Below are 24,278 nucleotides of genomic sequence, written 5' to 3'. Positions count from 1 at the left end.
CCGTTCCGGTGGTGACCGTCCGTCCGGTGGGTTCCGTCGTGATGACCGTCCGTCGGGTGGTTTCAACCGTGACGACCGTGGTGGCGACCGTGGTGGGTTCCGCCGTGACGACCGTCCGTCGGGTGGTTTCCGTTCCGGTGGTGACCGTCCGTCCGGTGGGTTCCGTCGTGATGACCGTCCGTCGGGTGGTTTCAACCGTGACGACCGTGGTGGCGACCGTGGTGGCTTCCGCCGTGACGACCGTCCCTCCGGTGGCTTCCGCCGTGACGACCGCCCGTCCGGTGGCTTCCGCTCCGGTGGCGGCGACCGCCCCTACGGCCGTCGTGACGACAACCGCCCCTCCGGCTCCGGTTCCACCGGTTCCTTCGGCGGCCGTCGTGACGACAAGCCGCGCTGGAAGCGCAACGGCTAGGGCCTGACGGCCTCCTGACCCCGATTCGGCCCCCTCGGCACTCCGGTGCCGAGGGGGCCGAATCCGTTCCCGCTCCCCTGACGGGGCCGGGAAACGACGCAGCGCCCCGCCCGGTGTGAACCGGACGGGGCGCTGCGTCGAGCAGTAGGCCATGTCGGACTCGAACCGACAACCAACGGATTAAAAGTCCGCTGCTCTGCCAATTGAGCTAATGGCCCTCGGCGTGCTCACCCCAGAGCATAGCCGGAGAGGGGCGCAAGGCCGATCGGGTATCGACCGGAGTGGCCCCCGGCGGTTGCCCGCCGGCGGTGGTGAGGGGCGGTCGGGGCGGGAAGTCGTGTCCGGCCGGGCGGTCTTCGGCGTCGCAGGTAGGGGAGGCCGGGCCCCGCCGGAGCTTTCTGCACCGCTCTGACCTGCGGTGATGGGTGGTTGGAGGGGGCTGTGGGGGCTAATTGGCGGGAGCTGTCCCCCGAATGACGTAGAGTTGTGTTTACCGACGCGGGGTGGAGCAGCTCGGTAGCTCGCTGGGCTCATAACCCAGAGGTCGTAGGTTCAAATCCTGCCCCCGCTACTCCGTACGAAGGCCCGGTTCCCCTTGGGGAGCCGGGCCTTCGTCGTTCCCGGTCGCCGTCACCCGGACGGTCCGGCCGGGTCGCCGTACGGGGCTGCCGGGCGCGAGCCTTGGGGGGCGAGGCGGCAGTGGGCCCGCGCCCCGCGAGGGACCGGGCGGCAGGAGAGCAACGTGGCGGGGCGGAGCCGGCAGGGCAGCGAGGGGCACGCGACGGGCTCCGGCGGCGGTGTGGCCCGTCGGGTGGTCCGGACGCTGCCGTTCGTGCTGATCGTCGTGGGGTTCGTCTTCGACCTCGTCTCGCCGCCGAGCTTCACGGGCTCGCCGTTCTTCTCCGCCGCCCCGCTGATCGCGGCTCCGCTCTTCTCGTTCCGGACGACCGCGCTGACGGGGTGCGCCGCCTCGCTCGCGGTCGTGGCGCTGCGCGGCACCGCCGACACCGGCTGGCGGGTCGAGGCGCTGACCGAGCTGGCGACCGTGGTCACCGTGTCCGGGTTGGCGTTGCTGATCAACCGGGTCGTGCGGCGCAGCGGTGAGCGGCTCGCCTCGGCGCGTGAGATCGCCGAGGCCGCCCAGCGGGCGGTGCTGCCGGTGCCGGCCGAGCGGATCGGGGGGTTGCGGGTCTCCGCCCGGTACGAGGCCGCAGAGGCGGACGCGTTCATCGGCGGGGACCTCTACGCCGTGCAGGACACCCCGTACGGGGTGCGGCTGGTGGTGGGCGACGTACGCGGCAAGGGGCTGGAGGCGGTGGAGGCCGTCGCGGTGGTGCTGGGCGCCTTCCGGGAGGCGGCGGAGACCGAGCCGACGCTGGAGGCGCTCGCGCAGCGGCTGGAGCGGGCCCTGGCCCGGGAGGGGGTGCGGCGCGACAGCCTCGACGCCGTGGAGGGGTTCACGACGGGCGTGCTGGGGGAGGTCCCGCCGGACGCGGGGGTGCTGCGGACCGTCAACCGCGGCCACCCCGAGCCGCTGCTGCTCTACCCGGACGGCCGCCTCCTGGTGCTCGCGCCGAGCGAACCCGCGCTGCCGCTGGGGATGGGGGAGCTGGGCGGCTGGCCGGACCGGACCGACGAGTGGCCCTTCCCGGTGGGCAGCACGCTGCTGCTGTACACGGACGGGCTGACGGAGGCCCGGGACGCGGCGGGGGAGTTCTACGATCCGGCGGCCCGGCTGCGCGGCCGGGTCTTCCCGGGGCCGGACGAACTGCTGGCCGCGCTGGCCGACGACGTGCACCGCCACACGGGCGGCGGGGCCACGGACGACATGGCGCTGCTGGCCCTGGGCCGCCCGTCGCGGGGCCAGCCGGAGCGCCGCCGCACGGTGCCGGTCGTGCCGCGCGGGGACGCGTAGACCTCCCCAAGTGATCTGCCTACGCTGCGTATGGGATCGACGCCCTTGCGTGAGTACTCCGCGTGGGGCGTCGTTCAGCCGCCGTGGCGTGAAGTGACCGCCTCTGGGCCGAAATTTGCCCGACATGATCACTATTGGGTTTAATGTCCGGGCCAAAGCCGTGCGGGGGGTGGCCGATTGGGTTTAACGATCAATCGCTACAGCTTGGAATCACTCCCCCGAGTCTATTACCGTTCGATAACGCAGCGCGGTCGTCCCAGCCGTCGCAAGAGACGGCGCCGTGCGCGTTCCCGCCCATGAGGAGTGTGCCCCCGTGGCCTCCAACTCGCCTGCCCACGAAGGCACCGACATCCAGGAGACGCCCACCGCCGGCGCCTGGGGCGAGTGGAACCCGACCGAGGACTCGGCCCGTCCGGTCCGCGGGAAGCACCGGGTGGCCAAGCCGCGCGGCGGCCTGGCCCGCAGCTCGACCGTGCTCGGCGTCGGTGTCATAGCGGCGGTCGGCGCGGGCGGCATGGCCACCGCCCAGGACCGGCCCCAATCCGCGGTGTCCCTGCCCTCCTTCCCGGACCTGCTGGGCGGCGGTACGGATCAGGGAGCCGGGCACGCCGCCGTGGCGGACGCCCCGACCGGGGAGCGGGGTCCCGGGCACGCCGACGCCGGCGAGGCGCTGCGCCACCGGATCCTCCAGCAGGCCGAGTCGCAGCAGGACTCCGCCGAGAACCAGGCCCGGGCGGAAGCGGAGCGGGTGGCGCGCGAGGCGGCCGCCCAGGAGGCCAGGGCGCAGCGGGAAGCGGCCCAGAAGGCGGCCGATGAGGCCCGGGCCGCGGCGCAAGCGCGGGTGGCAGCCGAGAAGGAAGCAGCCGAGAAGGAAGCGGCGGAGAAAGCCGCAGCGGAGAAGGCGGCCGCGGAGAAGGCTGCCGCTGCCCAGGAGGCGGCCACCGCCGGATCAGGAGCGGCCGGAGCGGGCGGGGCGGCGGCGAAGGCCACCGGGGTCTACGCCCTGCCGACCTCCGCCTACACCCTCACCTCCCACTACGGGGACTCCGGCTCCATGTGGTCCTCCGGCCACCACACCGGCCTCGACTTCGCCGCACCGACCGGCACCCCCGTCAAGGCCGTGGGCGGGGGGACCGTCATCTCCGCGGGCTGGTCCGGCGCGTACGGCTACCGGATCGTGCTCCGCCTCGATGACGGCACGGAGATCTGGTACTGCCACCTGTCCTCGATGTCGGTGACCTCCGGCCCGGTCGGCGCGGGCGACACCATCGGCCGGGTCGGCGCGACCGGCAACGTCACCGGCGCCCATCTCCACCTGGAAGTACGCCGGGGCGGCTCCACCATGGACCCGCTGGCATGGCTGACTGCCAAGGGCCTGAACGTCTAGAACCCGTCCGGCTGTCTGCGGTGCCGGAGCCCGGGGCCCTGGCCTGCGCCGGTCTGGGGCTCGGTACGACGCCCGGACGGGCCGGTGCCGGGACGGGGTCGAACCACGGCGGCAGGAGCTCCTCCATCACCGCCGCCCGGGAGAGGGCGGGCCCCGCGGTCGCCCGGCGCAGCCACAGGCCGCGCAGCAACTCCCGCTCGTGCAGCACGAAGTCGCGCTCCCGGACGGGGTCGCCGCGCCGGGCGAGGTGACGCAGCAGGGCGAGGGCGGCCGCATCCGCCTCGTACAGGGCGACGGCTCTGCCCGCGGCCCGGCCGCCGGTGCGCCGGGCCAGGGAACGCGCCAGCGAGCGGGCCGGGATCGAAGCCAGCGCCGGGACCTCCGCCGGACCGAGCCAGCCCGCAGCGGCGTACACCGCCAGCTCGGCGGCGACGGCCCGCAGACGGCGCTGCCGTATCCGCACCGCCAGCCACAGCAGCAGGCCGAACGCCGGGACCATCACGCAGCCGTAGACCGCGTAGAACCCGTACTCCCCGTAGCGCGAGGAGCCGTTCCACAGCGCGTGCAGGCCCATGGCGGCGGCCAGCCCGAGGAGCGGCAGGCCGATCCGGCCGCGTCGGCTCCGGCTGAGCGCGGCCAGGCCGAAACCCAGCCCGGTGAGCACCGTGAACAGCGGGTGCGCGAACGGCGAGAGCACTATCCGCACGAAGAACGTCGCCGCGGTGACGGAGTCGAGCACGCCGGTACCGTCGGCCACGTCCTCGTCGAAGGCGTTGCCCAGGTAGAGGATGTTCTCGGTGAAGGCGAAGCCGGTGGCGGTGAACCCGGCGATGACGAAGCCGTCGGCGGGCCCGGCCAGCCGTCTTCTCCGGAACACGAACACCAGCAGCAGGGCCGCCGCTTTGGCGCTTTCCTCGACCACGGGGGCGATCACCACCGAGCCGAGCTGATCGGCGTCGGAGGCGTCGGCGGTGGCCGCGGCTATCCACTGGGTGGCGAAGCTGTTGGCCAGTATGGCTATGAGCGCCGCGGCGCAGGCTCCCCAGCCGCAGCAGAGCAGCAACTGCCGCCAGGGGCCCGGCGCGGCCCGCCCGAGCCACCGGAACGCCGCCATGAGCGGCGGGACCGGCAGCACGGCCAGTGCGAGCCCCACGCAGAAGCCGGCCGTGCCGGTCTGCTGCCGTACGAGTTCGAGGATCGCGACGCCGGGCGCGGCGAGCAGGACGACGAGCACGCGCGTACGGACCGGGTCCGACGGACGTGCGAGCACACCTGAGAGCGCTCGGTACACCACGTCATCACCCTAGCGAGCCGGTCTGACACGCGGAGTGACGTTGCTCGTTCTGTCGGTTCTCGGTCAGTTCTCCGTGCGACGGAAGAGCAAGTCGTGTACGACGTGCCCCTTGTCGAGGCCCTGGCCCTCGAAGCGGGTCAGCGGACGGAAGTCGGGGCGGGGCGCGAAACCGCCGTCGGGCTGGGTGTTCTCGAACCGCGGGTGCGCGCTGAGCACTTCGAGCATCTGCTCGGCGTACGGCTCCCAGTCCGTGGCGCAGTGCAGGATCGCGCCCGGGGCGAGGCGGGTGGCGGCCAGGTCGAGGAACTCCGGCTGGATCAGGCGCCGCTTGTGGTGGCGGGCCTTGGGCCAGGGGTCGGGGAAGTAGACGCGCAGCCCGGCGAGGGAGTCCGGCGGCAGCATCTCGCGGAGCAGGATGATGGCGTCGCCGTTGGCCACGCGGACGTTGGTCAGCCCGTTGCGCTCGGCGAGCGCGAGGAGGTTGCCCTGTCCGGGGGTGTGCACGTCGGCGGCGAGGATGCCGGTCCCGGGGTCGGCGGCGGCCATCTGGGCGGTGGCCTCGCCCATGCCGAAGCCGATCTCCAGGACGACCGGGAGGCCGTCGAACATGGCCTTGAGGTCGATGACCTCGTGCCCGTCGATGTCCAGGCCCCAGGTGCCCCAGAGCCGCTTCAAGGCTTCGCCCTGCCCGGTGGTCACCCGGCTGCGCCGCGGCTGGAAGCTGCGGATGCGGCGCTCGTGGTGCGAGCCGGCCGGGTCGGGGGCGGGCCCGTCGGGAAAGCGGGGCTCGGTGCGCCACTTCGGGGGCGTGTACGAGGCGGCGCCCTCTGCGGGGGCGCTGGCGCTCGGCGGCTGGGGGTTCAGGGACTCAGACACAATGTGCCGATTCTACGACTCGGGCACCGGCCTGCTCCGCGCCGGCGAGCCACCGCTCCCGTCGTGCGGGGTCGGGGGCGCGGGGTTGGGCGGGCGTCGGGTCTGGCCAGCCGGGCCGGCGGTGCCGGGCCGGTGGTTCCCGGTCTGGGGCGTCGGGTCGGCGGTGCCGGGTCTGGGGCGTCGGGCCGGGTGGGCGGGCGCCGGGCGGCGCGGGTCAGGTCGCCGCGAGGGCCGCCAGGGCGCGGCGGGCGACCTCGCGGCCGATCGGCAGGGACGCGGTCGCCGCCGGTGAGGGGGCGTTCAGGACGTGCACCGTACGGGGCGCCTCCCGGATCAGGAAGTCGTCCACCAGCGTCCCGTCCCGCAGGACGGCCTGCGCGCGCACCCCGGCCGCAGCCGGGACCAGGTCCGCCGAGGAGACCTCCGGCAGCAGGCGCCGTACCGCCTCGGTGAAGGCCCGCTTCGACAGCGAACGCCGGATCTCCCCGGCGCCGTACCGCCAGTGCCGCGCGGCCATCCGCCAGGACCCCGGCCAGGCCAGCTCATCGGCGAGGTCGCGCGGCGAGGCCGTGCCCCAGCCGTATCCCTCCCGGGCGAGGGCCGGCACCGCGTTCGGCCCGACATGGACCCCGCCCCCGATGCCCCGGGTCAGATGCACCCCGAGGAAGGGGAACGCCGGATCCGGCACCGGGTAGACCAGTCCGCGCACCAGCGAGGGCCGGGCCAGGTCGTAGTACTCGCCCCGGAACGGGATGATCCGCATCCCGGGTTCGTCGCCGGCCAGTCGCGCGATCCGGTCGCACTGCAGGCCCGCGCAGTTCACCAGCACCCGGGAGCGCACCACCGTGCCGGCCGTCGTGCGGACCGCGACCCCGGCCGGGCGGCGCGAGATCAGGTCGACCGCCCCGCCGTAGACGATCTCCGCACCCGAGGACTCCGCCAGCTGCGCCGCGACCTGTCCGTAGTCCACGATCCCGGTCGTGCCGACATGGATCGCGGCCAGGCCGCGCACCTCCGGCTCGTACTCCGCGATCTGCGCCGGACCCAGCTCCCGCACCGGAATGCCGTTCTCGCGGCCCCGCTGCACCAGGGCGTGCAGCCGCGGCAGCTCTTCCCGCCCGGTGGCGACGATCAGCTTCCCGGTCACCTCGTGCGCGATGCCGTACTCCGCGCAGAACTTGACCATCTCGGCCGCCCCGCGCACCGCGAACCGCGCCTTCAACGAGCCCGGGCGGTAGTAGATGCCGCTGTGGATCACCCCGCTGTTGCGGCCCGTCTGGTGCCGGGCGGGACCGGCCTCCTTCTCCAGGACGGTCACCCGCGTGCCCGGAGCCAGGCGCGACAAGGCATGCGCTGTCGACAGTCCGACGATCCCGCCGCCGATCACCAGCACGTCACAGTCCACGCCCACGCCCATGCCCACGCCGCCGCCCAAGCCGACACCTCCCACCCCTGCATACTGCACCCCGCCACCGACAGCGCGGCTACGCGGGTGTCACCAGCAGCGGCCGGGCCCGTTCGCGCAGCTCCGCGACGCGCGGTTCGTCCCCGTACGGTTCCAGCCGGTGCAGCAGGTCCCGTACGTACTCGTTCGTCCTGGCCGAGGAGATCCGGCCCGCGACCTCCACCGCGCGGGTGCCCGCCGCGCACGCCGCGTCGAGGTTGCCCGACTCCAGCTCGGCGACCGCGCTCACCACCAGGCGCAGCCCGTGGGAGCGCACGTACTCCTCCGTGGGGCGCGACAGGGCCTGCTCGGTGAAGCGGCGCACCTGCCGGGGGAGGTTGAGGTCCCGGTAGCATTCCGCCGCATCCGCCGCGAAACGGTCGTACGAGTAGAAACCCAGCCAGGTGGGGTCCGGGTCGCCGTCCCGGGCGCGCTCCAGCCAGCCCTCCGCCGCCCGCAGCGCGGACCCGGCGGCCACCGGATCGCCCGCCTTCGCGTGCGCCCGTGCCTCCACGAGCCGGAAGAAGCTCATGGTGCGGGCGGTGGCCAGCCCGCGGTTGCGTTCCACGGCCGCCTGCGCGAGGTCCACGCCCTCGTCGGGGTGGTCCCGGTAGGTGGCCTGGAGGGACATCGAGGCGAGTACGTACCCGCCGAGCGGCACGTCGGCGGCCGCGCGGGCGAGCCGCAGCGCCTGGATGTAGTAGCGCTGGGCGGCCTCCTGCTGGCCGGTGTCGAACGCCATCCACCCGGCCAGCCGGGTCAGCTCGGCGGTCGCGCCGAACAGCGCCCGGCCCACCTCGTCCGTATAGGAGCCCAGCAGCAGCGGCGCGGCGTCCACGCGCAGGCACTCCGGCACCATCGAGGAACGCCAGTCGCCGCCGCCGTACTTGGAATCCCAGCGGCGGGCGTCCTCGGCGGCCTCGCGCAGCTTGGTCACGTCGCTGTGCCCGACGCGCTGCGGGGAGGCGTCCGGGATGCCGACGCCTGCCGTGGTGGTGGTGGCGGCCATCGGCGTACCGGCCGTCGGCATGCCGGGCGTCGGCATGCCGGGCGTCGGCGCGCTCGGTGGTCCGGCGTTCGGGTGTCCGGCGTTCAGGTGTCCGGCGTTCGGTGGTCCCGCGCTCGTGGCTCCCGTACCCGCCACGGCGCCCGCCTCGGCGCCCGGTTCCCGCGGGGAGTGTGCGGTGCGCGGGCTCTGCCGGGCCGGTGCCGGGGCGCCGGCCGCCACGACGGGCTGCGCCGCCTCCCGCGCCGCAGCCGCGCCGCCCGGCTCGCGCGCCACCGAACTGTCGGCGGGCGATATCAGCCAGCGCGAAGCCGGCGTCGCGTACGCCGACACGGCGAAGGAACCGGCCAGCGACTGCCAGATCCCGCCGCCCCCGCGCCGCCCCGCCAGGTCCAGCCGGTACAGATCGGTGGCCGACCGCACCGCCGCCCCCACGTCGCGCGGGAACGACAGCCCGACCTCCGGCGCCGGGTCCGCGTCCGCCAGGCCGATCTCGTGCAGCGGCACCGGACGCCCCAGCTTCGCCCCGATGGCCGCGGCGATCAGATGCGGCGCCGCGCCCTGCGGCACCATCCCCTTCGACACCCACCGGGCCACCGACGTCTTGTCGTACCGGAGCGTCAGGCCGCGCTGCGCGCCGAGGTCGTTCACCCGCCGGGCCAGCCCGGCGTTGCTGATGCCCGCCAGGGCGAGCACGGCGCCGAGCTTCTCATTGGGCTCGCGGAGCTCCCTGGACATGCGCCACCCCTCGTCACACGCGGAACGCAGACGCCGCCGGGGCATAGGCGCCCGGCATTTCGTAAACCCAGCGTAGTTCCCCGCCTCCCAAGCGTTAAGGCCCCGACTTCCGTATGGCGAGATTGTTGTCCGTACGCACAGTCGGGAGGGGGCCCGCGCCCGGGGCGCACGTCTCAGCGCGTGCTCCGCCCGTGGTGCCGTGCGCCCGGCCGTGCGCTCTGGCCGCCCGACGGGCCCGGCGATTCGATGTGCGGTGCGTGGGTCGGCCCGCCGCGCGGATCCCGTGGGAGCCGGGCGGGCCGGGGGATGCCGCTGCCTCAATCCCCGCGGGTGGCGGAACGGTCCGGGGGGTGGTTCACGCCCCTCGGACCGCGCCCCGCCGACGGCCCCGAGGGGCTGTCGCGGGCCGTCACCGGCCCTCAGTACGGCCGAAGAATGGCTGAAAGCGACCTATGGGGCGGTGGGAACGGAACGCCAAATACCGTGTGCCGGGGGCGTGTTCGTTTGCATGTGCGCCCCCCGAACCCCTCTCGCATGCCCTCTCTCGTGGCAGCATGGACCCCGAGCCACCCGGGGCCCCGGACGGTCGCGCCCGCATGCCGACCGCACAGCCCGTGCCCCGGTCATTTGCCCACAGGCTGGGGAGGCGGCGGCGGTGCGCTGGTTGGTCGGGTGGAGCAGTATCGCCGCGAGCTTCGGCACGGCCGGAAGGGTCTCCGGCCAGGGCGTTTCCGGCTCCGCGTACGAATACGGGGCCGCGGGCGGGTCCTCGTACGGATCGGCGGCCCACGCGTCCACCGCGTACGACTCCACCGCCGGGACCCCTTACTCGGACACCCCCCGCGGCGGCCTCGCGGACGCCGCCTACCCCGACGACCCGGCCGCCCAGGACGCCGAGCGCACGGTGCACCCCGTCGGGGCGCAACTCCTGTGGGGCGACCCCGACCCGCTCTGGGCCGTCGGCGACTGGCGCCCCGACGAGATCCGCACCATCACCGCCGACCCCGCCGACCCCTTCACCCGGCTCGCCGTCCTCGGCTGCTGCGGCGCCACCGACGCCGAACTGCGCCGAGCCCTGTACGCCGCCCGCGGCGGGGCACTGCGCCACCTCACCCAGTGGTCCGGCAGCTACACCGCCGTCGTCCAGGCCGGACGCCGGATCACCGTCCTCGGCGACCTCGCCGGCGCCCGGCCCGTCTTCTACACGCCCTGGGCGGGCGGCACCGCGTACGCCACCGCCGCCCTCCCGCTCGCCGACCTCATCGAGGCGCAGCTCGACATCGGCCACATCGCCGCCCTCCTGGCCTGCCCCGACAGCCCGGAGGCACTGGGCGACGGCACACCGTACGTCGGCGTCCGGCGCATCCCGCCCGGGCACACGCTGATCCTGCGCGAGGGCTCCCGGGAGATCACCGGCTACGAACCGGTCGCCTCCCTCGCCGTCGCCGCCCCCGAAGCCGACCCCGAGCGGGCGGTGGAGGGCGTACGGGAAGCATTGGTCGACGCGGTGCGCGCCCGGCTCACGGCTCCCCGGCATGCCCCCGACGCCCTGGTCCCCGACCCCGGACCGGTACCGGGAATGGGCCCCGCCGACCGGCGCGCGGCGCGCGGAGCCCCCGCCCCGGTGCCCGGCGTGGGCGCCGACCTCTCCGGCGGCAGCGCCTCCGCGACGCTGGCCCTGCTCGCGGCCGGCCTGCCCGGCGTACCGGGGACGCTGCCCGGATCCGGCTCACGGCTCCTCGCCGTCACCTTCAACGACCTCGCCACACCCCAGGGGCGCGAAGCCGAACTGGAACGGGCCCACGCCATCGCGACCGACCCCCGGCTGCACCACGTCGTCGTGGCCGCCGCCGAGGAAGCGCTCCCGTACGCGGAACTCGACGGGCCGCTGACCGACGAACCCGGCCCCTCCCTCGTGTTCGCCGCCCGCGAGCGGCGCCGCCTGGCGGCCGGCTCCGCCGACCACTTCACCGGCCACGGCGCCCGCCAGGTCCTCGACGCGCACCCGGCCCGGCTGGCCGACCTCCTGATGGACCGCCGCAGACGCCACCTGCTGCGCCCGGTGGCCGCGCTGGCGCGGACCGCGTCCGCGGACTCCCACTCCCTGCTGGTGCCGCTGACCGTGTACGCGGCGGCCCGGCGGCTCGCCCGTACGTCATACCGCGCCGGCATGGAAGCCGCCGCGGCCCGGCTGCGCGAAGGGGCGGTCGCGGCGGCCGCCGCCGGGCCGGTGGACGCCTCGCTGGCCGCCCTGACCTGGTGCCGCCCGGGCCCGGCGGCGGGCTGGCTGACCGGCGAAGCCCTGGCGGAAGTATCGATCCGGCTGGCCACCGCGGCGGGCCGGCCCCCGCTGTCCCTGCGCCCCGGCGAGGCCCGCGCCCGCGCCGCCCTGACCCGGCACGCCGCCGGCCACCGCGTCTTCGAGCAGGCCGTGGAGGTCCGCAGCCAGCGCCTGCACGCCCCGTTCCTGGACAACCAGGTCGTACGGGCCGCGCGCGCCCTGCCGGAGTCCCTGCGGGTGCAGCCCGGGGCCCGGGCGGCGATCCTGCGCAGCGTGCTGTCGGCCTCGGGGGTACGGGAGTTGCCGCCGGGCTGGGGGGTGAGCTCCCCCGAGCCCAACGAGACGGCCACCCGGCTGGGGCTGCGCGCGGCCCTGACCTCACTGCTGTCCCTGTTCACCGCGCCGCTGCTGGCCGACGCCGGTCTCGTCGAGGCCCGGGTGGTGCGCCAAGCCCTGCTCGACGCGGCGGACGGCCGGCCGGTCCCGCTGGACGGGCTGGCGGAACTCGTCTCGATGGAACTGTGGCTCCGCCGCCTCCTGGCCCGCCGCGGCACCTGCTGGACGGGCACCTCCACCCCCCGCCGCCGCGCCGTCCCCACGGGCCTCCCCCACCGCCGCCCGGCCCTCTCCTGACCCCCGCCCCAGGGCCCGGCCCCGCCGAACCCCCCACGCACCCCGGCCAGGGGCAAGGCAGAATTGCCCGGTGCGGTACCTCATCCTCGGCCCCACCGAGGCACGCGACGCGAACGGCGCCCCCCTCCCCATCGGCGGCGCCCGCCTCCGCGCCCTCCTCGCCGCCCTCGCCCTGCGCGCCGGCGCACCCGCCGCCGCCCCGGTCGCCGATCTGGTCGACGAGGTCTGGGGCGACGACCCGCCCCAGGACGCCCCCGCCGCCCTCCAGGCCCTCGTCTCCCGGCTCCGCCGCGCCCTCGGCTCCCGCGACGCCGTCCTCGCCGACCCCACCGGCGGCTACCGCCTCGCCGCCGCCCGCGACGACGTCGACCTCCACCGCTTCACCCGACTCACCCGTGAAGCCCCCCGCCACCAGGACCCCGCCGCCACCCTCCGCTCCGCCCTCGCCCTCTGGCGCGGCCCCGCCCTCGCCGACCTCCCCGAGCCCGCCCGCACCGCCCATGCCGCCGCCCCCGACGCCCTGCGCGCCGCCGCCCTCCGCGACCGGATCGCCGCCGACCTCACCGCCGGCACCCCCGCCCCGGCCACGCTCCTCCCGGAGCTGGAGGCGCTGATCCACGAGAACCCGTACGACGAACCCCTCCACGCCCTGCGCCTGCGCACCCTGCGCGCCGCCGGCCGCCACGCCGACGCCCTCGCCGCCTACGAGGACACCCGCCGCGCCCTCGCCGAAGGCCTCGGCACGGACCCCGGCCCGGAGCTGCGCGCCCTGCACGCCGAACTCCTGGGCCCGCCCCCGCCCCCGCCCGAGCCGCGGCGCCGCACCGGCAACCTCCGCCCCCGCCTCACCTCCTTCGTCGGCCGCGAACCCGAACTCGCCGCGCTCCGCACCGACCTGGCCCGCTTCCGCCTGGTCACCCTCACCGGACCCGGCGGTTCCGGAAAGACTCGCCTCGCCGAACACGCCGCCGCCGCCCACCCCGAACCCGGCTGGCTCGTCGAACTCGCCCGCCTCGACCACCCCTCCGCCGTACCCGGCGCCGTCCTCAGCGCCCTCGGCCTGCGCGAGAACACCCTGGTCGCCCACGACACGGGCAGCGCCCCCGCCGACCCCGTCACCCTCCTCGTGGAGCACTGCGCGGAGCGCCGCATGCTCCTCGTCCTCGATAACTGCGAGCACGTCATCGGCGCCGCCGCCGAACTCGCCGACCGGCTCCTCACCCACTGCCCCGGCCTGCGCGTCCTCGCCACCAGCCGCGAACCCCTCGGCGTACCCGGCGAGGCCGTGCGCCCCCTCGAACCCCTGCCGCCCGCCCCCGCGCACCGCCTCTTCACCGACCGCGCCACCGCAGCCCGCCCCGGCTTCGACCCCGCCGACGACCCGGACGCCGTCACCGAGATCTGCGCCCGCCTCGACGGCCTCCCCCTCGCCATCGAACTCGCCGCCGCCCGCCTGCGCCTGCTCACCCCGCGCCAGATCGCCGACCGCCTGGACGACCGCTTCCGCCTCCTGACCGGCGGCAGCCGCACCCTCCTGCCCCGCCAGCAGACCCTGCGCGCCGTCGTCGACTGGTCCTGGGAACTCCTCACGCCGCCCGAGCGCACCGTCCTGCGCCGCCTGTCCGTCTTCTCCGGCGGCTGCGACCTCGCCGCGGCCGAGGCCGTGTGCGCCGGGCCCGGCCTGGACGTGGCCGACGCCCTCGGCTCCCTCGTGGACAAGTCCCTCGTCCTCGCCGAACCCGGCCCCGACGGCATGCGCTACCGCATGCTGGAGACCATCCGCGAGTACGCCGCCGAACGGGCCCTGGCCGCCCCCGCCGACGCCGAGGCCACGGCCCGCCGCCACGCCGCCCGTTTCCTCGCCCTCGCCGAGGAAGCCGAACCCCACCTCCGCTCCGCCGCCCAGATCCCCTGGATCCGGCGGATCGAGACCGAGCTCGACAACCTGCGCGCCGCCCTCGAACACGCCGTGAACACCGCCGACGCCGACACCGCGCAGCGCCTCACCTTCGCCCTCGGCTGGTTCTGGTGGCTGCGCCACTACCGCGCCGAAGGCGCCGAATGGGCCGCCCGGGTCCTCGCCCTCACCCCAGAAACCGCCGTGCCCGAGGGCTCTGCCGCGCACCGGGACCGGGCCCGCCTCGCAATGCTCGACCTGTTCCTGACCTCCGAAAGCCACCCGCCCCAGGAGTTCCGCACCCCCGAATTCGCCGACCGCGCCGCCCGCATCACCGCCGTCCTGCGAGGCGGCGGGCCGGAATCCACCCGCTTCCCCGCCATGCTCTGGCCCATGACGGCCCACTTCACCGGCCCCACCGCCGACTTCCTGCGCCATCTCGACGAGAGCGTGCAGAACTGCCGCCGCCACGGCACACCCTGGGAACTGGGCGTCACCCTCCTGGTCCGCGCCCATTTCGCCATCGACACCACGGGCGGCCTGCCCACCGTCGAAACCGACATCGCCGAACTCCACGACCTCGCCCGCCGCGTCGGCGACCGTTGGACCCGGTCCCAAGTGGCCGGGGTCGGCGGTGAGTTCGCCCTGTCCCGAGGCCAGTACGCCCTCGCCCGCACCACGTACGAGGAGTGCCTGCAACTCGCCCGCGAGGCCGGGGCGGACAGCGAAGTCCCCTTCGTCCTGACCCGGCTCGCCGAATGCGACTTCTGCGCCGGTGACTTCGACAGCGCCGAGCGCGCGCTGACCGAAGCCGCCGACGAGGCCGAGCGGTACGGGGCCATGCACGACGTACGGTCCTACATCCACCTCCTGACCGCCCTGATCGCCCTCTTCCGCGGCCAGGAGGACCAGGCCCGGGCCCGGATCGCGCTCGCCCGCGCCGAGGCCGCGAAGACCTCGGCGCTCCCGCAGCTCACCACCGGGCTCGACAACGTCGACGCCATCCTGACCGCCCGCGAGCACGGCCCGCAGGCCGGACTGGACCGGATCGGGCCGGCCCTGGACGCGGCCGTCACCGCCCACTGCGCCGAACGCGTCCTGGCCTCGCTCGCCGAGACCGCGGCCGTCATGCTCGCCTCGGCCGGGCGCCACGCCGAATCCGTACGGGTCCTCGCGGCCGCCACCGCCTGGCGCGCCGGCTACCCGCGGTCCGTCCCGGAGAGCGCCGCCCTGCACGCGCTCCCCGGCGAGAACCTCGCCGCGCTCGGCCCGGACCGCTACGGCGAGGAGGAGACGGCGGGCGCCGCGCTGACCCCGCAGGAGACCGCGGCGCTGCTCACCCGCAGCTGACCACCGCGTCGGCCCAGCTCACCAGCGCCGGCAGCCGCCCCTCCCCGGCCCGCTCCACCACCAGCCGCAGCGTCGTGTGGCCGGCCAGGGACACATCCACCCGCACCGGGCCGTCGTCGTACCCGAGGGCGCCCGACTGCCACAGCCGCCGGCCGTCCCCGTACACGGAGAACCGGACCTCGGCATCGGTCAGCAGGGACAAGCCGTCCACTCCGACCCGCGCCGAGAAGGCACCGCACTGCCGGTTCAGGCCGATCTCCACCGAGGAACGGGAGTTCACGGTGATGCCGTGCCCGAACCGTCGGCCGCCCACCACCAGCCCCCAGCGCTGCCAGACCCAGCTGCTGCGCCAGGTCTCCAGCTCGGGACCGGCGTGCTCCCCGTACACGGAGTACTCCAGCCGGGCCAGCTGGAACCCCTGCGGCGGCTTCGGCGCGGGCTTCGGGGGCCGGGTCGCGGCCGGCGGCGCCGGAACCGGCGGTGACGGGGACGCCGGCCGCCCGGCCGCCGGCGGCCTCGACGGACCCGGCGTACTGCGCCGCGGCGGTACGGGTACGGCTGCCTGCGCCACCGGCGACTTCGCCTGCGGCGGCTCGGGCTCCGCCGCGGGTGGCGCGGCCGAGCCGGGCACCGGCCGCGCCGGCGCCACCACCCCCGGCACCGGCTTCGCCTCGGCCTGCTGCTCGGCATCGTCCCCGACGAGGGCGAACACCACCCCCGCGGCCGCGGCCACCGCGAGCCCGGCGGCGATGGCGGCCTTGGCGGGCATCCCCAGCCCCTCGGAGACCACCGCCCCTCCGGCCCCGCTCCCCGCCCCGGCCCCTCCCGCCCCTGCTGCTCCGGCCGAACCGGCGGCCCCCGCGGCCCCGGCGCCCGAAGCCCCCGCAGCCGCGCCCGCCCCCCCGGCCGCCGCGGCGGCGGCCCCGGCCCCACCGGCGGCGAAAGCCCCGCCGGCCACCACACCCGCCGCCTTCGCCGCGTACCCGGCGGCGAACCACCCGATCACCGCGACCGGCAGCAGCGCGGGAATCCCCGCGTTGACGTCTTTGAGCTCCCGCGCGGCCCGCCGGCACTTGGCGCACTCCTCCAGGTGCCCCCGCAGCCCCCGCTCCGCCCGCATCCGCAGGCCGCCGCGCGCGTACGCGCCCAGCCGGTCCGCGTACCGGGCGCAGTCGCCGCCCTCACCCAGCGCCGAGTTCACGTGCGCCTGGAGGTAGGCCTGCTTGAGCCCCTCACGCGCCCGGCTGGCCAGCACCGCGGTCGCGTTGGCGCTCAGCCCGAACAGCGGGGCGATCGCGCCCGGCGTGGCCTCCTCCACGGTGGTGTGCCAGAGCACGGCCTGCCACCGCTCGGGCAGGCTGCGGAACGCCTGCATCGCCAGCGACTGCTCCGCCTCGTGCATGGCCCGCACCTCGGCGCCCAGCTCCAGGGTGTCGTCCCCCGACAGCCCGCCCAGCCCGCCCCCGCTCTCCGTACCGGCCGCCGCCTGCTCCGCGAACACGGCGAAGTCCTCGACCAGCTGCTCCCGCCTGGCCGTCTTCGCCCAGGCGGCGGCGACCCGCCGCACGGTCGTCAGCAGGTAGGCCCGCACCGAGTGCTCCGGCCCCGCCCCGCCCCGTACCGCCTGCAGCGTCCGCGCGAACACCTCGGCGGTCAGGTCGTCGGCGGTGTGCGCGTCCCGGCAGCAGGTGCGCGCGTAGCGCCGTACGGCATCGGCATGCCGACGGAACAGCTCCTCGTAGGCACTGTCGTTCCCGCCGCGCATGCGCGCCAGCAAATCGGCGTCCGAAGGAGGAAGTTCCGCGCCGGCCACGCCCGCGGCGGCGTGCCGGCCCGCGGGATCGCGCTGCGCCGGTACCTGCCGTGCGGGCGACCCGCTCACCTCTGCCTTGCCACCGGCGTCGTCGAGTGACTCGCCCCGCCCGTCAACGCCCATCGCGGAAGCCCCCGCACGCCACACTCAACCGGTACACCGATCCAGCGTGGCACACGGCGCGTACACCCCGGGCCGCTGCGCGCACCATCCACTCATCCGGGGACGGTCCGGCGAATCACCGTACGGTCCCCCACCCGTTCGAGTGGCCGACGTTCGAGTGACGGGCGCCCGAGCCGGCCGACGTACGAGTGGCGGAGGCCCGAGTGGCGGGCGCCCTGCCGGCCGACGTCAGAGTGCCCGGCGCCTGCGTGCCCGGCGGCCCGGCCGCCCGCTCACGCGGTCCGCGAGCGCAGCCCCTCCAGCAGGATGTCGAGCAGCCGCGAGGAAGCGGCGGCCTGGTGCGCCGGGTCCGGGAGCGCCGGAGCGGCGGTCGCTATCACCAGCAGCACATCGGCCACCGTCACATCGGCGCGCAGCTCACCCGCCTCCCGGGCACGGTCCACGAGCCGGCCCACGACCTCCAGCAGCGCGCCCGCCCCGGAGTCCTCGGACGGCTCGTCCTGGGCGGCACGCGAACCGACCACCCGCAGGTCCGGGCCACCGGTGACGACGGCCTGGCGCTGGTGCGGGACGCGGACGGTCTCCGCCTCTTCGACCCCGTCCTCCTCGGCCGAGCCGACCCGCAGCACCTGCGGCGGCAGCAGCCGCCCTGCCCCCGAGGCCACCGAGGTGCGCAGGAAGCGGGAGAGGGCCTGCCACGGCTCCTCCTCCTGGCCCAGCGCGGCCTTCGCCTGGTCGGTCAGCCGGGCGGTCTCCTCCTCGGCTATCCGCCGGACCAGCACGTCCTTGCTCGGGAAACGCCGGTACACGGTGCCGACACCGACCCGCGCCCGTCGCGCCACGTCTTCCATCGGCGCCCCGTAGCCCAGCTCGCCGAACACCTCGCGTGCCGCGCGCAGGACGTGTTCGAGGTTGCGCTGGGCGTCGACGCGCAGGGGCGTGGAACGGCCCACACCGTGCGTCGTCGCGCCGGTCATCACGCGGCCGCTGTCGGTCGACAGAGCAGTCGCAGAGCCATGGAAATCGGACATGTTCATATGTTTCCCCCGGTGATCATTTGTCTCCCCCCGGAGACACTCCCCGCCTTCGTGCCGAGGGTGGGCCACGGTCAGTGGGCCCCGGTCCTGCTCCTCGACGAGATACGAACATAGTTGAGCCAGAGTCAATTCAGAAGAGGCAGCCCCCCATGGAGCGCCGCCCGATCGGAGCATTCACCCCCACTTTTCCGCCAGAAGCCTCCGGAATCACCCCCTCCGCACCCCCTGACCTGCGGCGCTCCACCCGGATCCGGATGCCTGAACAGCCCCGCCCCACCCCTCCCCCCGGTCACACAATTTGCTGAGCCTGTGGACAAACTCCCAGCCACGTTGCGTCATGGGATGGTGAAGGCTGCTAACTCCCCGGGCACGGCACCCGGCACCCCGCCCCGCACGCGCATCCTCGTCGTCGGCGGCGGCTACGTCGGCATGTACACGGCCCTACGGCTCCAGCGGAAGCTGAGACCGGGCGAGGCCGAGGTCACGGTGGTCACCCCGGACCCCTACATGACGTACCAGCCCTTCCTCCCCGAGGCGGCAGCCGGCGCCATCTCCCCGCGCCACGTCGTCGTCCCGCTGCGCCGCGTCCTCCACAAGTGCCGCATCGTCATCGGCCAGGCCGACCACATCGACCACGCCAAGCGCACCGCGACCGTCTCCACCCTCGCCACCGCCGACGAGGGAACCGGCCCCATGCAGATCGAGTACGACGAACTCGTCCTCGCGCCCGGCTCCATCTCCCGCACGCTCCCCGTCCCGGGACTCGCCGACTACGGCATCGGCTTCAAGAGCGTCGAAGAAGCCATCGGCCTGCGCAACCACGTCATCGAACAGATGGACATCGCCTCCTCCACCCGCGATCCCGCGATCCGCGACGCCGCCCTCACCTTCCTCTTCGTCGGCGGCGGCTACGCGGGCGTCGAGGCCCTCGGCGAGCTGGAGGACATGGCCCGCTACGCCGCCCGGTACTACCACAACATCAAGCCCGAGGACATGAAGTGGGTGCTGGTCGAGGCCAGCGACCGGATCCTCCCCGAAGTCGGCCCCGAGATGGGCGTCTACACGGTCCGTGAACTGCGCAGGCGCAACATCGACGTCCGCCTCGAAACCCGCCTCGAATCCTGCGAGGACCGCGTCGCCGTCCTCAGCGACGGCTCCCGCTTCCCCACCCGCACCGTCGTGTGGACAGCCGGCGTCAAACCGCACCCGATCCTCGCCGCCACCGACCTCCCCAAGAACGAACGCGGCCGCCTCGCCTGCACCGCCTTCCTCACCGTCGAAGGCGTCGAGAACGCCTGGGCCGCCGGCGACGCGGCCGCCGTCCCCGACATCACCGCCGGCGAGCACAGCCGCGAATGCGCCCCCAACGCGCAGCACGCGGTCCGCCAGGCCAGGGCCCTCGCCGACAACCTCACCGCCGCACTGCGCGGCGAAGTCCTCACCGAGTACGCGCACAAGTACGTCGGCTCCGTCGCCTCCCTCGGCCTCCACAAAGGCGTCGCGTTCGTATACGGCCGCAAGCTCAAGGGCTACCCCGCCTGGTTCATGCACCGCGCCTACCACCTCAGCCGCGTCCCCACCTTCAACCGCAAGATGCGCGTCCTCGCCGAATGGACCCTCTCCGGCCTGTTCAAACGCGAGATCGTCTCCCTCGGCTCCCTGGAACACCCCCGCGCGGAATTCGAACTCGCCGCAGGTGGCACCCCCAAGGGCCCGCACGCACGCCCGCCCGGCCCCGCCGCCAACCCCCCGAAGGACAAGGGGGACTGACGCTGTCAGTGCGCTCGGCCACACTGGACGTGTGACCATAGGTGGGCTCACACCTGCACAGAGTGACACCGTCCAACGCTCGACCCTGGGGGCAGCTCCCGGCCGTTGCCGGGGCAGACACAGCGACCACTTGCGACACCACGAGGCTTGAACGCAGTGAACTTCACGCGCTGGAGCGCACGGTTCCCCGGAACGCAGCGCCGCGCCGCCGCCCGGACCGAACACGCCGCCGCCCAGGCCAAACGGGGTGAGGGCTCCGTCCCGGCGGCCCGCGGCGCGGCCTCCCCCTCCCCGGCGCCCCCGGACGGCGCCCCCGCCGAACCCACCGTCCGCGGTACCGGGACCGGCCCCCTCACCGCCGTTCCGTCCCTCGACGAACTCTCCGCGCGGGAAGTCCTCGGCCTGCTCCCCGCCCTCGTGGCGCTCGTCCACGGCCCCGAACACCGCGTGGCCTACGTCAACGACGCCTACACCGCCGGCTTCGGCGCCCGCACCACCGGCGCCCCCGCCCACCTCGCCCTCCCCGAACTCGGCGAGCTCGGCCTGCTCCCGCTCCTCGACCAGGTCCAGCGCAGCGGCAAGCCCCGTACCGCCAAGAACCGCTCCGCGCCCGGCGGCGCCAGCTCGTACACCGTCACCTGCACGCCCGTCGCCTTCCCCAAAGCCGGCACCGACGGCGAAACCGACCCCCACCACACCGGTGTCCTCGTCCACCTCGCCGACGTCACCGACCACGCCGAAGCCGCCGAACGCCTGCGCGCCAGCGAACGACGCCAGCGCGAGGCCGCCGTCACCCTCCAGCGCTCCCTCCTCCCGCAGGAACTGGAACAGCCCGACGACCTCCGCATCGCCGCCACCTACCAGCCCGGCGGCACCGAAGCAGCCGTCGGCGGCGACTGGTACGACGTCATCACCCTCGGCGCCGGCCGCACCGCGCTCGTCATCGGGGACGTCATGGGCCGCGGTGTCCGCGCCGCAGCCGTCATGGGCCAGCTGCGCACCGCCGTCCGCGCCTACGCCCGCCTCGACCTCCCGCCCCACGAGGTGCTCCAGCTCCTCGACGGCCTCGCCGCCGAGATCGACGCCAGCCAGATCGCCACCTGCGTCTACGCCGTCCACGACCCCAACGAGGGCCTGCTCGCCTACGCCTCCGCCGGCCACCTCCCCATCCTGGTCCGCGACGAGGACGGCACCGTACGCCGCGCCGCCGACCCCACCGGCCCCCCGCTCGGCACCGGCGGCTGGCTCCACACCTCCGGCACCATCGCCCTCGGCCCCGGCTCCACCGCCGTCCTCTACACCGACGGCCTCGTCGAACGCCGCGGCGAGGACATCGACGAGGGCGTCGCCGCCCTCGAACGCGCCCTCTCCGGCGCCCAGGGCACCCCGGCCGTCATCTGCGACCGCCTGATGCGCGCGCTCGGCGTCGACGCCGACCACGACGACGACGTCGCCGTCATGGTCCTCCAGCAGCCCGCCCGCACCGGCGCCGACGCCGAGCTCTTCCACAACGCCGCCCTCGAACTCCTCGGCGGAGTCGAAGCCGCCCCCCGCGCCCGCGCCTTCGCCCAGGGCGTCCTGGCCTCCTGGCGCTTCCCCGTCGAGCTGTGCGACCTCGGAGTGCTGGCCGCGAGCGAACTCGTGGCCAACTCCCTCCAGCACGGAACCCCGCCCATGCGCCTGCGGCTGCGCCGCACCGACCGCCGCCTGATCGTCGAGGTCACCGACGGCGACGACCACCTCCCGCGCCGCCGCCGGGCCGAACCGGGCGACGAGAGCGGCCGCGGCATCTCCATCGTCGCCACCATCGCCTCCAGCTGGGGCACGCGCCGCACCCCCGGCGGTGGCAAGGCCGTCTGGTGCGAATTCGCCCTCCCGGACAAGTAGCCGACCGCGGGGTCCATGCGGCGACCCCACGGAACGACAAGGGCCCGGTCCCCCCGGGACCGGGCCCTTCCTCTGCCTCTTCTACCTGCTTCTTCTACCTCTGCCTCTACTACTACGCCCTACGCGGCCACGCGCTCGGAGACCTGGACCGCGACCGGCTCGGCGACCGGCTCGGCCGGCACCGGGACCCTGGCCAGAGACGGATTGTCCTGCACCGGCGTCAGCTGCTTGCCGATCCGCAGCGCGAGCCACGCGATCCCGAGCGAGACGGCGATGAAAACCCCGATGTACAGCATCGGCACGCCCGCACCCAGCGGCACACCCAGCGGCCCCAGCGCCAGCGCCATCTGCTTGACCAGCGCGAACGCCGAGTTGTACTGACCCACGGAGCCCTCCGGAGCCAGATCCGCCACCAGCGGCGCCAGCGTCGGCGACAGCATGGCCTCACCGATGCCGAAAAGGGCGTACGTCGCGATGAACGCACCGGCGGCCATCAGCGCACTGCCGTGCCCCAGCCCCGAGAACCCGGCGATGACCCACGCCCCGGTCCAGATCAGACCGACCAGCGCGATGACCCGGGAACGGCGGCGCTTCTCGACCAGCTTGAGCACCACGAACTGCGCGACGACGATCGCCCCCGTGTTGGCGGCGAGCGCGAAGCCCAGGGTCGACGGGGAGATACCGGCGGCCTCGGTCCCGAAGGCGGCGAGCCCCGACTCGAACTGCCCGTAGCAGGCGAAGAAGATCACGAAGCCCAGCACCAGCAGCTTGACCATGGCCTTGTGCCGCAGCATGCGCTTCCAGCCGCCCCCGGCCGCCGGGTCCTTCGGCACGGCGTCCTTGATGCTCGGCGCGTGCGGCATCCGCACGGTGGCGATCACGCCCGCCAGCACCAGGAACATCACGGCCTCGATGCCGAAGAGCAGGGTGAAGCTGCCCGGGTGGCCGACATCCACGATCTGGCCGCCGATGAGACCCCCGATGCCCAGCCCCAGGTTCTGCATGAAGAACTGGAGGGCGAAGGCCCGCGTCCGGGTGGACGGGGTCGAGCACCACACGATCATCGTGGCCAGCGCGGGCTGCATCACGGCCTGCCCGGCGCCGAGCGCCAGAGCCGACAGCAGGATCGGTACGACCCCGGTGGACAGCCCGAGCGACAGCGCACCGGCGGACGCGGCCACCGCCGCTCCCATCACGACCGGGACCGGCCCACGCTGGTCGATGACGCGACCGGTGAAGGGCAGCGCGATCAGAGCACCCAGGGCAAAGGCCACGAACGCGCTCGTGGCGGCCATGGAGCCCAGACCTCGCACCTGCGCCACATAGATGTAGAGGAACGGAACCGTGAAGCCGATGCCGAACGCGGTCAACGCGTTGCCGGCCTGGATCCGCCGCATCGCAGCGCCCATCACCTTGGTCACTTCTCACCTGCCTCGATAACTGAAGTCTCAAGACTTCATACCTAAAGTTCGATGCTTAACTCTACACATCGAAGGAGTTAGATGCCAACGAGCTCATGCGATACTGCGGGGCATGGGTGAAACCGACGGCACGACCCCCGTCCACGAGCCGAGCCTCGACGAGCAGATCGCCGTCTACCAGCGCGAGTTCCAGGACCTCGACCCCCAGGTCGAGAAGGTGGTCTCGGCACTGAGCCGGCTGAACCGCCGCATGAACGTCGCGTACGGACGCCAGACCGCGGCCCTGGGCATCAGCAACGCGGAGTGGGAGGTCCTCAAGGCCCTCGTCATCTCCGGAGCCCCGTACCGGATGGGCCCGAGCGAGCTTGCGAAGCAGCTGGGCCTGACCCCGGCGGCGATGACCCACCGGATCGACCGCATGACGGCGGAGGGACTCGTCACCCGGGAGCGGGACGAGTCGAACCGCGTCCGCGTGATCGTGGAGCTGACGGACGAGGGCCGCAGCAAGTGGCTCGACGCGATGCGGGCGGCCACGGTCTTCGAGGAGGATCTCCTCCAGGACCTCTCGACGGCGGAGCGCGGCGTGCTGGGCGACATGCTCGCCCGTCTGCTGGACCGCGTGGAGGACCTCCAAGCCCGAGGTTGACAGGCCCCCCACGGATCCGTAAGGTTCTTCGAGTTGTCCCAGGACCGACAGGTTCTGCGACGGCACATCCCGCCGCCTCGTCGCGGCACCAAACTCAGCACGATCACCCACTGGGAACGATTTCGGCATGCCCGAATGAATTCCCGAAGGCCGATTATGAATCGCCGGGGAAATCCACTAGAGTTTGGGAAGTCGGAAGGGCCCAACAGCCCGGAAGACAGACCCCGCTGACCGGGGGTCAGGCCCGAAAGGATCTGATAGAGTCGGAAACGCAAGAACAAAACGAAGAACAAAGGAAGCGCCCGGAGGAAAACCCGCGAGGGTGAGTACAAAGGAAGCGTCCGTTCC

At 74.3% G+C, this 24,278-nt stretch carries 14 protein-coding genes, 2 tRNA genes and 1 pseudogene; 9 read left to right on the top strand and 8 right to left on the bottom strand.

What is annotated here, in order from left to right; all coding sequences use genetic code 11:
- A pseudogene (locus ACIA6C_RS19155) lies at positions 1 to 412 on the top strand (RNA helicase); the annotation flags it as partial.
- Between the two features lie 145 nt (positions 413 to 557).
- Here ACIA6C_RS19155 and ACIA6C_RS19150 read toward each other — a convergent pair.
- Positions 558 to 630: transfer RNA gene (locus tag ACIA6C_RS19150), tRNA-Lys, on the bottom strand.
- A 279-nt stretch (positions 631 to 909) separates the two neighbouring features.
- Here ACIA6C_RS19150 and ACIA6C_RS19145 point away from each other — a divergent pair.
- The 3 genes from ACIA6C_RS19145 (at position 910) to ACIA6C_RS19135 (ending at position 3,714) form a co-directional block, all read left to right on the top strand.
- A tRNA-Met gene (locus ACIA6C_RS19145) sits at positions 910 to 983 on the top strand.
- A 171-nt stretch (positions 984 to 1,154) separates the two neighbouring features.
- The gene (locus tag ACIA6C_RS19140) at positions 1,155 to 2,327 is read left to right on the top strand and encodes a PP2C family protein-serine/threonine phosphatase (protein WP_399277349.1); all 1,173 of its coding nucleotides are present in this window, start codon (positions 1,155 to 1,157) and stop codon (positions 2,325 to 2,327) included.
- A gap of 313 nt (positions 2,328 to 2,640) precedes the next feature.
- Positions 2,641 to 3,714, top strand: a complete 1,074-nt coding sequence (locus ACIA6C_RS19135; protein WP_399277347.1) for a M23 family metallopeptidase — start codon at positions 2,641 to 2,643, stop codon at positions 3,712 to 3,714.
- Here ACIA6C_RS19135 and ACIA6C_RS19130 read toward each other — a convergent pair.
- The 4 genes from ACIA6C_RS19130 to ACIA6C_RS19115 form a co-directional block, all read right to left on the bottom strand.
- Entirely contained in the window at positions 3,623 to 5,005 is a 1,383-nt protein-coding gene (locus ACIA6C_RS19130) for a PrsW family intramembrane metalloprotease (protein WP_399278001.1), read from the bottom strand. The genes ACIA6C_RS19135 and ACIA6C_RS19130 overlap by 92 nt on opposite strands.
- A gap of 66 nt (positions 5,006 to 5,071) precedes the next feature.
- Positions 5,072 to 5,884 (bottom strand): tRNA (guanosine(46)-N7)-methyltransferase TrmB, encoded by an 813-nt coding sequence (gene trmB, locus ACIA6C_RS19125; protein WP_366081620.1) that lies wholly within the window; start codon positions 5,882 to 5,884, stop codon positions 5,072 to 5,074.
- A 214-nt stretch (positions 5,885 to 6,098) separates the two neighbouring features.
- On the bottom strand, positions 6,099 to 7,301 hold the full coding sequence (gene lhgO, locus ACIA6C_RS19120; protein ID WP_399277999.1) for an L-2-hydroxyglutarate oxidase: 1,203 nt from the start codon (positions 7,299 to 7,301) through the stop codon (positions 6,099 to 6,101).
- A 67-nt stretch (positions 7,302 to 7,368) separates the two neighbouring features.
- Positions 7,369 to 9,072 (bottom strand): sporulation protein, encoded by a 1,704-nt coding sequence (locus tag ACIA6C_RS19115; RefSeq protein WP_399277344.1) that lies wholly within the window; start codon positions 9,070 to 9,072, stop codon positions 7,369 to 7,371.
- A 655-nt stretch (positions 9,073 to 9,727) separates the two neighbouring features.
- Here ACIA6C_RS19115 and ACIA6C_RS19110 point away from each other — a divergent pair.
- Together ACIA6C_RS19110 and ACIA6C_RS19105 are read left to right on the top strand one after the other, a co-directional pair.
- Positions 9,728 to 11,986: an asparagine synthase-related protein gene (locus ACIA6C_RS19110; RefSeq protein WP_399277342.1), complete on the top strand. Its 2,259-nt coding sequence runs from the start codon at positions 9,728 to 9,730 to the stop codon at positions 11,984 to 11,986.
- Positions 11,987 to 12,056: 70 nt separating this feature from the next.
- On the top strand, positions 12,057 to 15,233 hold the full coding sequence (locus ACIA6C_RS19105; RefSeq protein WP_399277340.1) for an ATP-binding protein: 3,177 nt from the start codon (positions 12,057 to 12,059) through the stop codon (positions 15,231 to 15,233).
- Here ACIA6C_RS19105 and ACIA6C_RS19100 read toward each other — a convergent pair.
- Entirely contained in the window at positions 15,220 to 17,169 is a 1,950-nt protein-coding gene (locus tag ACIA6C_RS19100; RefSeq protein WP_399277338.1) for a sigma-70 family RNA polymerase sigma factor, read from the bottom strand. The genes ACIA6C_RS19105 and ACIA6C_RS19100 overlap by 14 nt on opposite strands.
- A 272-nt stretch (positions 17,170 to 17,441) precedes the next feature.
- Positions 17,442 to 18,206 carry a TetR/AcrR family transcriptional regulator gene (locus ACIA6C_RS19095; protein ID WP_399277336.1) on the bottom strand — a complete coding sequence of 255 codons (765 nt, stop codon included), beginning with the start codon at positions 18,204 to 18,206 and terminating at the stop codon, positions 17,442 to 17,444.
- Positions 18,207 to 18,548: 342 nt separating this feature from the next.
- Here ACIA6C_RS19095 and ACIA6C_RS19090 point away from each other — a divergent pair, with 342 nt between their 5' ends.
- Both ACIA6C_RS19090 and ACIA6C_RS19085 read left to right on the top strand, forming a co-directional pair.
- On the top strand, positions 18,549 to 19,976 hold the full coding sequence (locus ACIA6C_RS19090; RefSeq protein WP_399277334.1) for an NAD(P)/FAD-dependent oxidoreductase: 1,428 nt from the start codon (positions 18,549 to 18,551) through the stop codon (positions 19,974 to 19,976).
- A gap of 156 nt (positions 19,977 to 20,132) precedes the next feature.
- Positions 20,133 to 21,863: a SpoIIE family protein phosphatase gene (locus ACIA6C_RS19085; protein ID WP_399277997.1), complete on the top strand. Its 1,731-nt coding sequence runs from the start codon at positions 20,133 to 20,135 to the stop codon at positions 21,861 to 21,863.
- Positions 21,864 to 21,982: 119 nt separating this feature from the next.
- On the opposite strand, the gene ACIA6C_RS19080 is transcribed toward ACIA6C_RS19085, so the two are convergent.
- A complete protein-coding gene (locus ACIA6C_RS19080; protein WP_399277332.1) occupies positions 21,983 to 23,284 on the bottom strand; it encodes an MFS transporter in 1,302 nt (433 codons plus the stop codon).
- Between the two features lie 112 nt (positions 23,285 to 23,396).
- Between ACIA6C_RS19080 and ACIA6C_RS19075 the strand changes: the two genes are divergently transcribed.
- Positions 23,397 to 23,930: a MarR family winged helix-turn-helix transcriptional regulator gene (locus tag ACIA6C_RS19075; protein WP_399277330.1), complete on the top strand. Its 534-nt coding sequence runs from the start codon at positions 23,397 to 23,399 to the stop codon at positions 23,928 to 23,930.
- The last annotated feature ends 348 nt before the right edge of the window (positions 23,931 to 24,278 follow it).

This window comes from Streptomyces sp. NPDC051578 (assembly GCF_044454045.1).
Lineage (GTDB): Bacteria > Actinomycetota > Actinomycetes > Streptomycetales > Streptomycetaceae > Streptomyces.
This window is presented reverse-complemented; position numbering and strand designations above follow the sequence as displayed.

Bases quoted from the DNA above. Each gene is read 5' to 3' on its own strand.
- ACIA6C_RS19115 (WP_399277344.1), bottom strand. From the start codon at position 9,072: ATGTCCAGGGAGCTCCGCGAGCCCAATGAGAAGCTCGGCGCCGTGCTC.
- ACIA6C_RS19095 (WP_399277336.1), bottom strand. From the start codon at position 18,206: ATGAACATGTCCGATTTCCATGGCTCTGCGACTGCTCTGTCGACCGAC.
- ACIA6C_RS19090 (WP_399277334.1), top strand. From the start codon at position 18,549: ATGGTGAAGGCTGCTAACTCCCCGGGCACGGCACCCGGCACCCCGCCC.
- ACIA6C_RS19100 (WP_399277338.1), bottom strand. From the start codon at position 17,169: ATGGGCGTTGACGGGCGGGGCGAGTCACTCGACGACGCCGGTGGCAAG.
- ACIA6C_RS19075 (WP_399277330.1), top strand. From the start codon at position 23,397: ATGGGTGAAACCGACGGCACGACCCCCGTCCACGAGCCGAGCCTCGAC.
- lhgO (WP_399277999.1), bottom strand. From the start codon at position 7,301: ATGGGCGTGGGCGTGGACTGTGACGTGCTGGTGATCGGCGGCGGGATC.